This window comes from Photobacterium minamisatsumaniensis (assembly GCF_050336695.1).
GTDB lineage: Bacteria > Pseudomonadota > Gammaproteobacteria > Enterobacterales > Vibrionaceae > Photobacterium > Photobacterium minamisatsumaniensis.
Map to the genome: position 1 here is coordinate 1 of NZ_JAKJSI010000073.1, position 15083 is coordinate 15083.

16 protein-coding genes are annotated in these 15083 nt (G+C 42.1%); 3 read left to right on the forward strand and 13 right to left on the reverse strand.

Features of this window, described 5'->3' with window-relative positions; translation table 11 throughout:
- The first annotated feature begins 499 nt into the window (after positions 1 to 499).
- From L4D78_RS27330 to L4D78_RS27340, 3 genes are all read left to right on the forward strand, one after another.
- Positions 500 to 1378, forward strand: a complete 879-nt coding sequence (locus tag L4D78_RS27330) for a patatin-like phospholipase family protein (protein WP_428469834.1) — start codon at positions 500 to 502, stop codon at positions 1376 to 1378.
- Between the two features lie 133 nt (positions 1379 to 1511).
- Complete coding sequence (locus tag L4D78_RS27335; protein ID WP_428469835.1) at positions 1512 to 2522, forward strand: DUF2860 domain-containing protein; 1011 nt, start codon at positions 1512 to 1514, stop codon at positions 2520 to 2522.
- A 142-nt stretch (positions 2523 to 2664) separates the two neighbouring features.
- On the forward strand, positions 2665 to 3462 hold the full coding sequence (locus L4D78_RS27340) for a glutathione S-transferase N-terminal domain-containing protein (protein ID WP_428469836.1): 798 nt from the start codon (positions 2665 to 2667) through the stop codon (positions 3460 to 3462).
- Between the two features lie 29 nt (positions 3463 to 3491).
- On the opposite strand, the gene L4D78_RS27345 is transcribed toward L4D78_RS27340, so the two are convergent.
- From L4D78_RS27345 to paaA, 13 genes are all read right to left on the reverse strand, one after another.
- A complete protein-coding gene (locus L4D78_RS27345) occupies positions 3492 to 4082 on the reverse strand; it encodes an acyltransferase (protein ID WP_428469837.1) in 591 nt (196 codons plus the stop codon).
- Positions 4083 to 4140: 58 nt separating this feature from the next.
- Positions 4141 to 5067, reverse strand: a complete 927-nt coding sequence (locus L4D78_RS27350) for a PaaX family transcriptional regulator (RefSeq protein WP_428469838.1) — start codon at positions 5065 to 5067, stop codon at positions 4141 to 4143.
- A 169-nt stretch (positions 5068 to 5236) separates the two neighbouring features.
- On the reverse strand, positions 5237 to 6532 hold the full coding sequence (gene paaK / locus L4D78_RS27355; RefSeq protein WP_428469839.1) for a phenylacetate--CoA ligase PaaK: 1296 nt from the start codon (positions 6530 to 6532) through the stop codon (positions 5237 to 5239).
- A 95-nt stretch (positions 6533 to 6627) separates the two neighbouring features.
- The gene (pcaF, locus tag L4D78_RS27360; RefSeq protein ID WP_428456892.1) at positions 6628 to 7833 is read right to left on the reverse strand and encodes a 3-oxoadipyl-CoA thiolase; all 1206 of its coding nucleotides are present in this window, start codon (positions 7831 to 7833) and stop codon (positions 6628 to 6630) included.
- Complete coding sequence (gene paaI / locus L4D78_RS27365; protein ID WP_428456891.1) at positions 7826 to 8275, reverse strand: hydroxyphenylacetyl-CoA thioesterase PaaI; 450 nt, start codon at positions 8273 to 8275, stop codon at positions 7826 to 7828. The genes pcaF and paaI overlap by 8 nt, the downstream gene beginning before the upstream one ends.
- A gap of 1 nt (position 8276) precedes the next feature.
- Complete coding sequence (locus L4D78_RS27370; protein ID WP_428469840.1) at positions 8277 to 9815, reverse strand: 3-hydroxyacyl-CoA dehydrogenase; 1539 nt, start codon at positions 9813 to 9815, stop codon at positions 8277 to 8279.
- Between the two features lie 3 nt (positions 9816 to 9818).
- Complete coding sequence (paaG, locus tag L4D78_RS27375; protein ID WP_428469841.1) at positions 9819 to 10607, reverse strand: 2-(1,2-epoxy-1,2-dihydrophenyl)acetyl-CoA isomerase PaaG; 789 nt, start codon at positions 10605 to 10607, stop codon at positions 9819 to 9821.
- A gap of 4 nt (positions 10608 to 10611) precedes the next feature.
- Positions 10612 to 11397: an enoyl-CoA hydratase-related protein gene (locus tag L4D78_RS27380; RefSeq protein WP_428469842.1), complete on the reverse strand. Its 786-nt coding sequence runs from the start codon at positions 11395 to 11397 to the stop codon at positions 10612 to 10614.
- 12 nt (positions 11398 to 11409) lie between these two features.
- Positions 11410 to 12465: a 1,2-phenylacetyl-CoA epoxidase subunit PaaE gene (gene paaE, locus L4D78_RS27385; RefSeq protein WP_428469843.1), complete on the reverse strand. Its 1056-nt coding sequence runs from the start codon at positions 12463 to 12465 to the stop codon at positions 11410 to 11412.
- A gap of 13 nt (positions 12466 to 12478) precedes the next feature.
- Positions 12479 to 12985, reverse strand: a complete 507-nt coding sequence (gene paaD / locus L4D78_RS27390; protein WP_428469844.1) for a 1,2-phenylacetyl-CoA epoxidase subunit PaaD — start codon at positions 12983 to 12985, stop codon at positions 12479 to 12481.
- A 9-nt stretch (positions 12986 to 12994) separates the two neighbouring features.
- Complete coding sequence (gene paaC / locus L4D78_RS27395) at positions 12995 to 13753, reverse strand: 1,2-phenylacetyl-CoA epoxidase subunit PaaC (RefSeq protein WP_428469845.1); 759 nt, start codon at positions 13751 to 13753, stop codon at positions 12995 to 12997.
- 14 nt (positions 13754 to 13767) lie between these two features.
- The gene (gene paaB / locus L4D78_RS27400) at positions 13768 to 14055 is read right to left on the reverse strand and encodes a 1,2-phenylacetyl-CoA epoxidase subunit PaaB (RefSeq protein WP_428469846.1); all 288 of its coding nucleotides are present in this window, start codon (positions 14053 to 14055) and stop codon (positions 13768 to 13770) included.
- A gap of 15 nt (positions 14056 to 14070) precedes the next feature.
- The gene (paaA, locus tag L4D78_RS27405; protein ID WP_428469847.1) at positions 14071 to 15000 is read right to left on the reverse strand and encodes a 1,2-phenylacetyl-CoA epoxidase subunit PaaA; all 930 of its coding nucleotides are present in this window, start codon (positions 14998 to 15000) and stop codon (positions 14071 to 14073) included.
- Between the last annotated feature and the right edge of the window lie 83 nt (positions 15001 to 15083).

Here is a 15083-nt window from a genome sequence, read left to right on the forward strand (position 1 = left end):
TACATTCACGTTTCTTATCATTGATAAGTACGATACTATTAATATAAGTAAAAATAGACGTCTCTAGTTACATTTAAACATCCAAGTCATTGTACACAAAGTAAAGCAATCGATAAATTTCCATTATCTACGTCTATTAAGGTACTTATCGCAACATTTCCAAATTTATTCTTTACATAACTTTTCATTAATAATAGCTCTGATTCATTACATACGGCATAACTGCCATATAAAAGGCAAGTCGAGCAAACAAAGTAAGCCGCCACTTTTCACAAAGTGCTTATAGCTGAACTATGATAGTTACCATGTGAGTACATAAGAGAGCAATTGCCAGTGCGCCAATTTATATTTAGTGCTTTTCTACTGGGTCTTTCTGGGTGCAGTTCAAATATTTCAACGTCTAACTTACCTATCACCGTTCATAATGAGCAGCAGCGTGAGCATCATTCTGTCTCTGATCCACTCATGCCTTACTCTGCCACTGAAGCATTAATAAACAGTGCTCACTCATTCAGATGATTCAACAACATTACTTGATGAAATCGACTTTATTAGTTCAGTATCCGGTGGCAGTTTTACAGCAGCCTATTACGGTTTATATGGCGATGACATATTCGACCATTTTGAAGATGACTTTCTTTATCATGATGTCGGTGGTGATCTTTTATGCTCAGATCTTCATAGCTATCCTGTTGCCGAAGCCGTAACAGCATCAGCCGCGGTTCCTATTGTGTTTAATCCGGTCGTTTTAAACAATTACCCTTATTGTAATCCAAACTCCCAACTTGATTTAACTCGAAACAGTGGCGACCCACAAATTCAACGTACTATCGATGGTTTACGTAGTTATCAAAATAAACAGCGGCGCCCCTATATTCATTTAGTCGATGGCGGAATTTCAGATAATCTTGGTTTATTAGCAATTTTTGATGTAGTTGAAAGTAGCGGAGGTAATCAGGCGTTTATCGAGAAGGTAAAAACTAGGCCTCGTTCCCATTTAGTTATCATTTCAGTTGATGCGTCAACTGAACCCTTTTATGGCTTTGAACAATCCACAAAAGAGCCGAGCATTACAGATACGCTTTCAGCAATAACAGATACCCAGCTGCATAGGTACAATGATGTGACTAAAAACGTGATTTGGCGCAACATGCAAGAATGGGTCGAATTATCAAAGGATGATGACATCATGACCGATCCTTACTTTATTCATATTACTTTAAAAAAAATACCTAACCCAACAACGCGCTTTGAAGCGAATTCAATACCCACTGATTTTACACTATCAGATGAAGACGTTGACCTATTGATAAAAGAAGGAGAACGCCAACTCTTAGATCACCCTTTATTCCATCAATTGTTAGGTCAAATTAAATAATGTCATCGTCGTATCAAATGTAAGATAACAWAGACAATCATTTAATTGCCTTATAGGCTCAAAGATAAAACAAAGCACCATTGACGGCTCATCTACAGTTTCACATAAGGTCAAACTGTCAGCTGAGTTACTAATGCGATACTTAAACATTCTAATCATATTTACAACAATGATCCCCCCCACTTTTGCCGTCGCGCAACTACCTCAAAAAAGTGGCTTTAGTGGATTTGTGAATATTGGTGCAGGTATCAGTAGCATCGAATCCAATACACTGGCGGAACTTTCTGGCATTAACCTCGGCAATAAATCCATCGAATCTTTGACCCAATCGCCAGACGATAAGAGTACAGGCTTACCTGTTGTCGGCCTTGAAATCGCATACATGTTTGCGAGCACTCGTACCCAAGTATTTTTCGGTAACCAATTAGAAGACTATTTGCGCTTCGACTTTTCGACCCGAGCTGGTATCCGGCAAGAAATTGGTAAAGCAGGTATCATTGGTGCAAGCTTCTTACAAACGCCACTTGCAACTGAAGTGTGGGAAGACCCCTTTTTGGTAGGTAGTGATCGAACAAGTACTGACAGAACCAGTAATGGTTTTAGGCTAATTTGGGATAAAATGTACGGAACCAACCTCGAATTAAGCTTTTCACAACGCGAGGTCGATATTGACGATGAAAGAAGTGGGGATAGTTTAGATTTATCGGAAGCTGACCAAGCCCTACTCGATCGTAATGGTGACAGTCGTCGATTTTCTGTTAAATACACATTTAACGTAGACAAAAATAAACATATCATTAGCCCACAATTTACGTTTATTGATCAAGATCTTGATGGCAGTTCTGTGGCTTACGATGGTGTCTCTTTCAATGTAAATTACATCTATTCGATGAAACGCTGGCACTTTGTTACCAATGCCTCACTCGCCGATATAAATTACGATACTGAAAATCCAATCTATGGTAAAAAAGCAGATACCAATCGATATGGGGCGAGTTTTACTGCATTTTATTCTGCTCCGTTTGGTTGGAATAACTGGGTAGCCAACGCTGGTGTCGTCTGGTTTGAAGAAGATAGTGATATCAACTTTTATGACTCTTCCGTACAGCTTATTAGCCTTGGTATGCTCTATCGCTTTAAATAAAATTACGATATTGGTGTCACTGAATTGGCACTAACTTAATAAAAGTTGTAGTCACGAATAACAATTTCATATTTAATGACCTTTAAGCATAATACTATTTAAAAACATTAAATTAGCCACCAACACGGATGTAGGTAAGCGTATGAAACATGCTCTAAACATTACAACATCACTACTTGCTTCCACCTATCGCTTTTGGCGTGGCACAATGGCCAGTAAAACGGTTAAACAGCCAGAGGGATCATTGCTTTTATTTGATCAAGAAGGCAACGCTGATTGTCGGCTGGTACGTGAAGTGTTAACTGAACTAAATTTAGATGTTGTCATTAGACCTTGTCCCGCGGATGGTAAAAACATTAAAGAGTTACATGCTAAGTTTGATAAAGTAACCCTTCCTATCCTTATTGATATCAATCACTCGGTTGCCGCTAATGGCGCTAAAGAAGTCATCGATCACTTATTTTCACAGTACAAAGGTACTAATCCACCTCGTTCATTGATTACAAAACTGAGCAATAATCTAACCTCTCAGTTAGCTACAGGTATTCGTTTAGGTGCCGGAAGAAAAGCTAGACCTGCTCGGCAAGCTGAACAGCCTCTTATTTTATATAGCTTTGAATCAAGCCCATATACTCGTCCAGTACGTGAGCGCCTGTGTGAACTTGAGCTGACTTATATTCTAATCAATTTGGGCAAGCAACAAGTATCTGATATGGGGCCTGCAACTTTCCGATGGAGCGTAAAACCTTATAGGCCACTACCAAATACGAAACGAGATGATTTCTTTAAGTTACACGGTAATGTTCAGATCCCTTACTTAATGGACCCGAATACAAATATCGACATGTTTGAATCTAAAGATATTCTCCGATATTTAGAAAGAACGTACGCGATTCACAATATCGAAGACTGTCAGTTACTCGCTAATAATCTGGGTTAGTTGCTAAGTAACATTAATACATGATTATGCTAGGACTTAATGTCATGTATTTTATCAAATACCATCTTCGGTCTATTTTTTTCAGGGTATGATAATGGGATAACTTCCTTCATCGTATTTTGACAGCGAGAGACTAGCTGATGATACATCTCTGTTCCTCTCTCTTTCCATGCAAGCTCTTCATCTTTCACTTTACGTTTTACTGTGGCTGGGCTACCTAAAATCATACTTCTGGCTTCAAAGCGGCTATGCGCTTTAATAAAGCTATGTGCGCCCACAATGGATTCTTTCCCGATAACAGCAAGATCCATCACCACAGCGTTCATACCTATTAAACAATTTTTTTCAATATGACAACCATGTATCACGGCTCCGTGTCCAATATGACTATTTTCTTCAAGCACCGTTTCACGATTAGGGAAGCCATGAATAACACAGTTATCTTGTATATTGCTGCCATCCATAATTTTAATCCCCCCCATATCACCGCGTATAGCCACTTGTGGTCCAACATAGACGTTTTTGCTAATAATGACATCACCGATAATATCAGCACTTGGATGTACAAAGCTCTCTGGATGAATAACAGGCGTTATTCCATCAAGTTGATAGATTGGCATCATGATCCCTATGATAATTAGATCAGCGTCATTCGCTGACCCTGTTATTAATGGTTACTCAAGGTAATAGTCCACCAAAACGAGAGTAATAGTCTGACGCAGGCAAGGGTAATGGCCCTGCTACCGTTTCACCTAGCTCCGTGACATGGTTTCGTGCATTTAAGTGAATTTTTTTATATATATTCATAGCTAAACTTTGTGCTACGCCACCACTCCAGTTTTCAGGAAGTAACTCATCAGGCAGTAGCGGGTCACGAATGATTATTCGTCGATAAAAGTGAATTAAAAGCAAACGTAATTTAAAGCAATCTTCACTGTTTATCTCTTCGGGAGAAAGATCTTTTAGCTCAAGCCACACAGGGTTAAATATCTGACAAAATGCATCATAATCTTCTTTAATTCTATCTAAATCCCATACATTACTGACTAGGCTCGTTTTGTTTTTTTTATTATGAGAAAACAATTCTGATTGTTTGAAAATATGAGCGTCTGGGTATTGATCTAAAATATTTTCAAAATCGGAGTAAGCTAACTGCTTTTGATCCGCTTGAATGTATATCCCTTTATCTAAGATACCAAACCCAAACCTGGCTAAAAATTTACCATTCGTTTTTGATTCGTTTAACGTTGATGAAGATATATGAATAATATTCCATTTCCCCTCCCAACCTAACTTTTCAACACTGTATATTTTCTTATTCGCCGCTCTCACTTCATCAAAACGCTCTGGCGTCATAAAGTAATAGCTCTTTCTACCTACTTTTTTTACATCTAGCCAACCATCTTGCTTTAATCTAAAAACAGACGACCTCACAAACCGCTGATTAAAACCTAATGATTCCATAAAGTTAATTAGGCTTCCCATCCAAATACCACCGCCGCTATGGCATAGGTAATCGCCAAGGAAGGTGATGACTAATGATGTACCACTTATAGAGTGATGCTCTGCTGCGGATGAAAAAAACGACTCTAATTTATTATCCAAAGTTTACCTCAATGAATCTATACTCCTTTACAATAGCATCATAACAACACCGCTTTATGTTTCACAGCGTTAATACCTAAGCTGAAATATATAGGAAAAACATATTTGTTTGAAAACGAATTAGAAACACGCTACTCCACTAAGTAGTAAGTAGGCAGCGTGTCCGTTTTTAAGCATGCCTTAAGTCGAGTACGCGTTGGGCTTTCCCCTCGGAGCGTGGTATTCCGCCGCTTGGCAGCAAATCAATTTTAGTGGAGATCCCTACCATTGTTTTAATTCGATGCTTTAGTTCATTAACAACTTCATCGTTTTTATAACCTGCTGCCGAATCTTTCAGCTCAACTTTCACCGTTAATGTATCTAAATTACCCTTCTTTAAAACTTCGATCTGATAATGAGGGCTCAACCCTCCCACTTCTAAAATTTGCTCTTCAATTTGCGAAGGAAATACATTAACACCGCGAATAATCAACATGTCATCACTACGCCCGGTAATTTTATCCATGCGGCGCATTGTTCTAGCTGTTCCTGGTAATAAACGAGTTAGGTCGCGTGTTCTATAGCGGATAACTGGCATCGCTTCTTTCGTTAAAGAGGTAAAGACCAATTCACCATGCTCGCCATCAGGCATAACATTACCTGTCGTTGGGTCAATGATTTCAGGAAAGAAGTGGTCTTCCCAAATTGTAGGGCCATCTGCTGTTTCAGCACATTCCATCGCAACCCCTGGGCCCATTACTTCCGATAACCCGTAAATATCGAGTGCTTTTATCCCTAACCGCTGCTCAATTTCCGTTCGCATTGAATCTGACCAAGGTTCGGCACCGAAGATACCAATTTTTAACGAACAATTAGACGCATCACCGCCATACTTTTGTTCTAGTTGGTCTAATAAATTCAAACAATATGAAGGAGTCACCATGATGATCGATGGTTGAAAATCTTCAATTAACTGTATTTGTTTTTCTGTTTGCCCACCAGACATTGGTACGACGGTCGCCCCAAGCTTTTCAGCACCATAGTGCGCCCCTAGGCCGCCAGTAAATAAACCATAACCATAAGCCACATGGATCATGTCTTTGGAGCTGCCACCAGCGGCTCGAATTGAACGCGCAACAATGGTGGCCCAAGTATCAATATCTTTTTGAGTGTAACCAACAACGGTTGGTTTACCTGTTGTACCAGATGAAGCATGTACCCTTACCACCTCTTCCATCGGTACTGCGAAGGTACCAAACGGGTAATTATCTCTAAGGTCTTTCTTTGTGGTGTATGGAAACTTGCTAATATCTTCAATGCAATTAAAGTCCGACGGATGAACGCCAGCATCATCAAACTTCTTCTTGTACATGGGGACATTGTTATAGGCATGCTCCAGTGTCCATTTCATTCGTTCGAACTGCAGCGTACGTAATTCTTCTACTGAAGCTTTTTCAATGGCTTCAAGTTGATTAAAATCGGTCATTCCTTTGCTTCCTTTTAGTGCTCTTATTTGAATTGGCTGAACTTACTTTATATAATCGTTATTATTTTGTTGTAACTATGTAAATCATCAGTACTTTATACGCGCTCAATGATCATGGCAATACCTTGCCCGACACCAATACACATACAACACAAAGCATACTTCCCCTTTCTACGATGTAATTCATTCGTTGCTGCCATCACAATTCGAGCACCACTCATGCCCAAAGGGTGACCCAATGCAATCGCACCGCCATTAGGGTTTACATGCTCTGCGTCATCAGGTAACCCTAGTTCACGCGAAACAGCTAATGCTTGGGCGGCAAATGCTTCATTCAGTTCTATAACATCCATGTCATTAATTGATAAACCGGCCTTTTCGAGTACCTTTTTGGCAGCAGGGGCTGGACCGATACCCATAACAGCTGGCTCGACACCAACAGTGGCACAAGCAATAATCTTGGCTTTTGGTGTTAAACCATATTCAGCCACCGCAGCATCACTGGCTACCAGCACCGCCGCAGCACCATCATTTACACCAGAAGCATTACCCGCAGTGACACTTCCTTGCTCGGCAAAAGGTGTACGCAAACCTGAAAGCTGAGACAGTGTGGTTTCCGGCCTTGGGTGTTCATCTTCTGAGATAACGGTTGGTAAACCTTTACGATTAGGAATGGTGACAGGCACAATTTCTTCTGCTAATCGCCCTGCTTGCCGTGCTTCTTCTGTCCGTTGTTGGCTACGTAAAGCGAAAGTATCTTGATCTTCGCGACTTACCTTGTATCGGCTCGCTACGTTCTCAGCCGTTTCTGGCATGGAATCAGTACCAAATTCTTTCTGGAGTTGCTTATTAATGAAACGCCAACCAATTGTTGTGTCATACATTTCTGCGTTTCGAGAAAATGCGGTGTTTGCTTTACCCATTACAAACGGGGCACGAGACATTGACTCCACACCACCAGCAATCATCAGCTCCGCATCACCTGCTTTAATGGACCTCGCAGCTAATGCCAATGCATCCATACCCGAGCCACATAATCGGTTGACCGTTGTGCCGGATACTTCTTCAGGTAACCCCGCTAATAAGATCCCCATACGGGCAACATTGCGGTTGTCTTCACCCGCTTGATTCGCACAACCTAGGATCACATCGTCGACGTTACGCCAATCGATATTCGGATGGCGTTCAGCCAACGCTTTGAGCGGCACAGCAGCTAGGTCATCTGGGCGAACAGGTGATAAACCGCCGCCATAGCGACCAATTGGTGTTCTTACAGCATCACAGATATATGCATTACTCATTTCCAGCCTCCAGAACAGGCATGCCTAAACGATGTGCTTTCCCTCGAAATAAAGCGACAAGCTTGCCATTTTGATTAGTGATCTCGATATCGTATGTTCCCGTTACCTTTCCTTGCGATTTCACATTGGCTGTCGCCGTTAACACATCCCCTTCTTTTGCCGGACGGATATATTCAATGTTACATCCTGCCGCGACTGCAACTTGGTTTTCACTATTACAAGAAAACGCAAAGGCAGAATCTGCGAGGCTGAAAATCATGCCACCATGACACGTACCAAACCCATTCAACATGTCTTTCGTCACGACCATGTTGACAACGGCATGCCCTTTATCCATCTGTTCAATCTTTATGGATAACTGATTTGAACAGCCATCATCGCTATACATTTTTTCGGCACAACGCCATGCTAGTTGCTGATGCTGTTGTTGCTGATGTTCCATATCATTCATTCCCATATGCTAGCTGGCGTAATAACGGTGATGGACGATAGCGCTCTTCACCATAAAATTGAGTTAAATACTCAAGTGTTTCCTTTAGGTTTTGCCATCCAAGTTCACGACCCCACTCTATTGGTCCTAATGGGTAATTCACGCCGCTCTTCATGGCCATATCTACATCGTCTAAACTTGCTCCGCCTTTATTAACCAAATCAAGTGCTTCGTTGGTTAGCATACTCAAGGTTCGCCATACCACCATGCCGGGGTAGTCTTTAAATAAAATCACTTGTTTTTCTAGCGACTGTATATAAGCAATGGCTTTTTCAGTTTGCTGTATGGTATTTTGCAAAGCGGCTGACACAGCAATAAGTGGTGATGATTGATAGTCTTGGCAGTAATCGAAGACAACAACAGGACAACCTAATTCATCGGCCAGCTGAGTTGCGCTTTTACCTCTCGTCGGTATTACCAATACACCATCAATTTCAAGCATTGCACTCATGCTTATATTAAGAGCTTGCTCTGTGTTCTTAAGTAATAAAGACGAACCTTTCATTAAAGTGCTTGCGGTGAGCGCTTCGAAAGTTTTCTCTGTTGGTTGCCACTGACCTATTTGAATAACGTTTTCAACAGGCGTTAATAACTCACGGTATACATTAGGCTCTACTGTCGAGCTCTTTTCTCCATAACAGTAAAAACCACGCCCACTTTTACGCCCGAAAAATCCTGCATCGACCAGCTCTTTCTGTATTAATGACGGCTGATAGCGGCGGTCTTGATAACAGGCATCAAAAACACTTTTGGTAACGGCGTAATTCACGTCGTGCCCAATTAAGTCCATCAATTCAAAGGGGCCCATATTAAAACCACCGGCTTTACGCAAGAGGTAATCAATATCTGCAACACTTGCCACTTGCTCTTCTAGGGCACGCAAACCTTCGGCATAGAATGGCCTTGCTACACGATTCACGATAAACCCAGGCATTGAACGAGCAAGCACTGCATGTTTCCCACATGAACGCGCCCACTCGAGTGCTCGTTGGGCAACATCATCAGCGGTTGCAACACCACGGATCACTTCAACCAACTTCATGACTGGTGCTGGATTAAAGAAGTGCAAACCTACAACACGTTCAGGCGTTTCAAGGGCACTTGCGATAGCAGTAATTGATATCGACGATGTATTCGATGCCAAAATGCATTCAGGTTGGCAAATGGCTTCCAAATCACGAAACACGCTTTGTTTTACTTCAAGGTTTTCGATAATCGCTTCAATAACAACACCAGCGCCAGCAACCTCAGATAAGCGTGAAGAGCATTGAATCCGAGCCAGTGTAAGCTCTAATTCACTGTGCTCTAAACGGCCTTTTTGAACACGCCGCATTAACGATTTTTCGATTTGTGCTTTCGCTTGGTGTGCTTTACCGTCGGCTAAATCAAACAAACACACTTGATAACCAGACTGAGCAGCAACTTGAGCAATACCCGCCCCCATCGCGCCAGCACCAATTACAGCCACAGTATTAATTGTTAACTTACTCACAGGCTATTTCCCTTCAAAAACGGGTTGGCGCTTTTCAAAGAAAGCAGAGACACCCTCGCGATAGTCAGCAGTACGGCCCGCTAAACGTTGTAAATCGCGTTCTAAATCAAGCTGTTCTGATAAGGTGTTATTACTGCTACTGTTAATGGCACGTTTGATATAGCCCAGCCCCGTTGTTGGTTGCGTCGCAAAATGCTGCCCCAACCCCATTGCCACAGCCATTAGTTCGTTATCATCCACGCATTGCCAAATCATTCCCCACTCTTGGGCTTGCTGTGCGGGTAACTTGTCACCCAGCAGCATTAAGGCTTTTGCTCTTGCGGGGCCAATTAAACGTGGCAGTGTCCATGTACCACCAGAGTCAGGTACTAACCCGAGCTTACAAAATGCTTGAATGAAGCTGGCTGACTTCGATGCTATTACCATGTCGCAGGCCAGTGCCAAATTCGCACCCGCTCCCGCAGCAACACCGTTAACGGCGGCAATAACAGGTTTATTTAATTCCGTTATCATCTTTATAAGAGGGTTATAAAAACGTTCAATACTTTCACCTAAATCAGGCATTGCTTGTTCTGCACTAATATTGCGGTCATTTAAATCTTGTCCGGCACAAAATGCTCTACCTGCTCCGGTAATAACAATACTTCTAACTGCATCGTTTTTATTCGCATCTTTTAAACACTTCATTAGTGTTTTATGCATTTCGGGATTAAAGCTGTTTAATTGTTTTGGACGATTTAGGGTGATCAAACCCACTCCAGCTTCTACGGAGTAAAGTACACTGTCTTCCATGAATTTAGTTTCCTTTATATTTCGGAGAGCGCTTATTAAAAAATGCGTCTATTCCCTCTTGCCTATCATTGCTCGCTGCAAGTGTAATAAATAACTGGCGCTCTTGTTTCAAGCCTTGATCGAGTGTGGTATTCGGCACTTGTTGCAATGCTTGCTTAGCCGCTTTCACCGCAAGAGGTGCACGCTGAGCAATGGTTTTCGCTACTTCCTGAGTTCGCTCAATGGCAAGTTCAGTCACTACCATTTCACTAACCAACCCAGCGTCTAATGCCCGCTCTGCGGTAATTGGTTGCCCAGTCAACACCATTTGATTGGCTAACGACTTACCGACAGTTCGAACTAATCGCTGGGTACCACCAGCACCAGGGATGAGGCCCAGCGTAATTTCTGGCAAACCAAATACCGTTTTTTCCCCAGCAATGACAATGTCACACAATAAAACCAACTCGAGCCCCGCGCCCAATGCATAACCATTAACCGCCGCTAATAGCGGTTTATTAAACTCATTAAGTCGCTGCCATAACAGCGGTCTAGGGTTTAACCAAGTCTCTACAGCACCTTGACTAGCCAACTCATTAAGATCAGCACCAGCAGCAAAACAACGCTCACCTCCGGTTAAAACCACAGCACCAATCTCACCATTCGTATCAGCCCACTCTAATACGCCCACTAATTCTTCAAGGCATTGATTCGTTAGTGCATTACGTTTTTCATAATGCGTAAACCTAATGGTCAGCACACCTTTCTGTTGCTGACATTGAAGATAAGATAATTCATTGTTTATGGTCATGGTTACTAACCTCTATACATCAAAGTCAATAGTGACTTCATCTGTAGTAGGTACAGCTTGGCAACTTAGTACATACCCTTTATCAAGCTGGTCTTGCTCTAAGCTGTAGTTAACCGCCATTTCAACATTGCCCGACGTCACTTTACAAATGCAGGTCGCGCACACGCCTCCTTTACAGGCATAAGGTAAATCCGCGCCCTGACGCAACGCTGCATCTAATAGGCTGTCATCGTCGCTGGTCATTTCAAGATCCAACACTCGACCATCGCGCCTTAGATTAACCCGACTGTATGCGGCTTTATTTTCGATGGTTGGACGAGGGCCTGATGCCGTATTGAATCGCTCAACATGGAAGTTACGTTCATCCATTCCTCCCTCACTTAATACGATATATGAGGCTTCAAGCATCTCTTCAGGGCCACACATATAACATGCGTCAAATTGACTCCAATCGAAAAGAGACTGCCCTAAATCACGTAACTTTTCAGGATCAAGTCGGCCATTTAATAATTCGGCCTCATTGCTTTCTCTTGAAAATAAATAAACAAGATGCAGCCTATCCGGATAACGATTTTTAAATTCAGATAGCTGGTTTTTAAACATTGTCGATTTCAAGTTTTTATTGCCATAGAGCAAGGTAAACTGACTATTCGGCTCTTGCGCTAGTACACTTTTTAACATTGAGATAATGGGTGTAATACCTGAACCAACGGCAATACCTAAGTACTGTTTATTTGTACTTTCTTTCGGTTCAAAACCGAAATGGCCTTGTGGTGGCATAACATCAATTTTATCGCCAACCTTTAATTCTTGATTGGCATATTGTGAAAATCGGCCATTAGGTATCGCTTTAATACCTACTTTAAGCTCGGATTCATTCGCAGCAGAACAAATTGAGTAGCAGCGACGTAACGCTTCACCACCAACGGTAGTTCGCAATGTTAAATATTGGCCTGGTTGAAAGTTAAAGGTCGTTTTTAATAATGCTGGCACCGAGAACGTCATAACAACTGCGTCATCAGTTTCTCGTTCTATATGTTCTATTGTTAACGGATAAAAGTCTGTCATGATACGTTCTCAATTAAATGCATTTGAAGTAATCAAAAGGTTCATAGCAAGTACGGCATTTATAATGGGCTTTACATGCCGTTGAGCCAAACTCACTTACAAGTTGGGTTTCTTTGCTATTACAGTGCGGGCAAGAAAGCTCAGTGGGTATTGATTGGCTAAAACATGCCTTCCCTTCTGGCGGCGCAATGCCATAAGCAGTTAACTTGCGCTTGCTCTCATCTGTCATCCAGTCTGTCGTCCAAGCCGGATCTAAGCTGATGTTTACTTTTACTGGTGTATAACCGGCTACCGTCATACATTCTGTAATGTCTTTCATCAGCATTTCAGTCGCTGGGCACCCTGAATACGTAGGGGTAAACGTGACAACCCACTGTTCATTTTCAAACGTTACACCGCGCAACATACCCAGCTCAGCAATGGTGATCACAGGAATTTCTGGATCAGGAATCGTTGAAAGTAACTGCCATGCTGCGGCCTGCTTTGGATGGGCAATACTGGTTATGGTTTGAACAAGCATATCGGCTCCTTACCACTGGCAATTAGGGTAGACCCTTTGCATGTATTGCATTTCAGCAAGTATGAAGCCGAGGTGCTCACTGTGTAGTCCTTGCTTCCCACCTTGGCGGCTATGCTGCGAATCCGGCAGAACCAAATTTGCCGAGGCTAATACAGAACCCACCTCGTTTAACCATTTCGACTTCAGGCTAGCGACATCAACAGCCACACCCGATTGAATCAAGGTTTGTTCGGCTAATGACGGAATAAACATCTCATCGGTAAAGCGCCATAATTCATTCAGTGCGGCCTGAATTTTGTCATGACTTTCAACTGTCCCATCACCTAATCTAACCATCCAACCACGACTAAAGCGCTGATGATAAGCGGCTTCTTTTATCGATTTTTTCGCGATAGCAGCAAGCTGAGGATCGGTGCTATTTTTCAATTCAGCCAAAAATAGATTATGAAATTCATCAAATAAGAATTGACGGGTAATCGTAATATCAAAACCTTCATTCGGCTGTTCTGTTAACAATAAATTGTAATAACCAGACTGATCCCGGAAATAAGCAAAGTCATCTTCTTTACGATCTTTTCCTTCAAGTTCACCCGCATATTGATATAAATTACGTGCTTCACCCAATAGGTCTAAACCAATATTGGCCAATGCCATATCAATTTCAAGCTCTGGTGCTATTCCGCACCACTCTGATAGTCGATGCGATAAAATAAGGCTGGTATCGGCAAGCTGTAAGGCATAATGTAATTCAGGATTATTGTTATTCATTTTACCTACCTCAATTACATATGCTTAATATCAGATGGAATCGTATAAAAGCTCGCATGGCGATATACTTTGTCTTCTGACGGATCGAAAAATGGCCCTTTCTCATCGGGTTGAGATGCCGTAATTAACGATGACTTCACCACCCATATAGAACAACCTTCGTTTCTTCGTGTATATAAATCTCTGGCTGCCTCTAACGCCATTTGATCATCAGCACCACGCAAGCTTCCTACATGCTTATGGTCTAAGCCTTGCTTGCTTTGCACAAATACTTCATATAACGGCCAACTTACAGAACTCATTGCTCTCTCCTTGTTTTATGCGACTTGTTTTGGTTGTTTATTACGGTGTGCCATGGCTGCTTCACGTACCCATTTGCCGTCGTCCCAAGCACGTTGTTTCACCTGAATACGCTCGCGGTTACAAATTCCATTACCTTGGATAACCTGATTAAATTCTTGCCAATCGATTTCACCATGATCGTAATGGCCACGTGATTCATTCCATTTCAAATCAGGGTCAGGAATGGTCATGCCAAGTGCTTCAACCTGATGTACGGTGTTATCAATAAACTTCTGGCGTAAATCATCATTGCTTAGGCGTTTAATTTTCCATGCCATGCTTTGTGCTGAATTAGGTGATTCATTGTCATTTGGACCAAACATCATTAGTGAAGGCCACCACCAGCGGTTAATCGCATCTTGCAGCATTGCTTTTTGCTCTTCACTGCCATTTGCCAACGCTGTTACTGCTTCATACCCTTGGCGCTGGTGAAAGCTTTCTTCTTTGCAGATTTTCACCATAGCTCGCGCATAGGGACCATAAGATGTGCGACAGAGGGCGACTTGATTAACAATCGCCGCCCCATCAACTAACCACCCAACAACACCGATGTCAGCCCAGTTCAACGTCGGGTAATTAAAAATCGATGAATACTTCATACGACCATTCAACAACTTCTGATACAAATCGTCGCGGTCACCACCTAATGTTTCAGCCGCACTATATAAATACATGCCATGGCCTGCTTCATCCTGAATTTTGGCAAGTAGTACTGCTTTGCGACGCAGAGAAGGCGCACGAGTCAGCCAGTTCGCTTCAGGTAACATGCCAACAATTTCTGAATGTGCGTGTTGACCAATTTGACGGATCAGTGTTTTTCGATATTTCTCTGGCATCCAATCTTTAGGTTCGATAGCAATCTCTTTATCAACCTTATTTTCAAAATGCACATTCTCTGAAGACATGTCTCTCGCTCCCTTTGTGATACGTTTTATTTTTTAATCTAATTTTAATGTATCACTTAAAAAGCAAATGACAACCTGAAAAT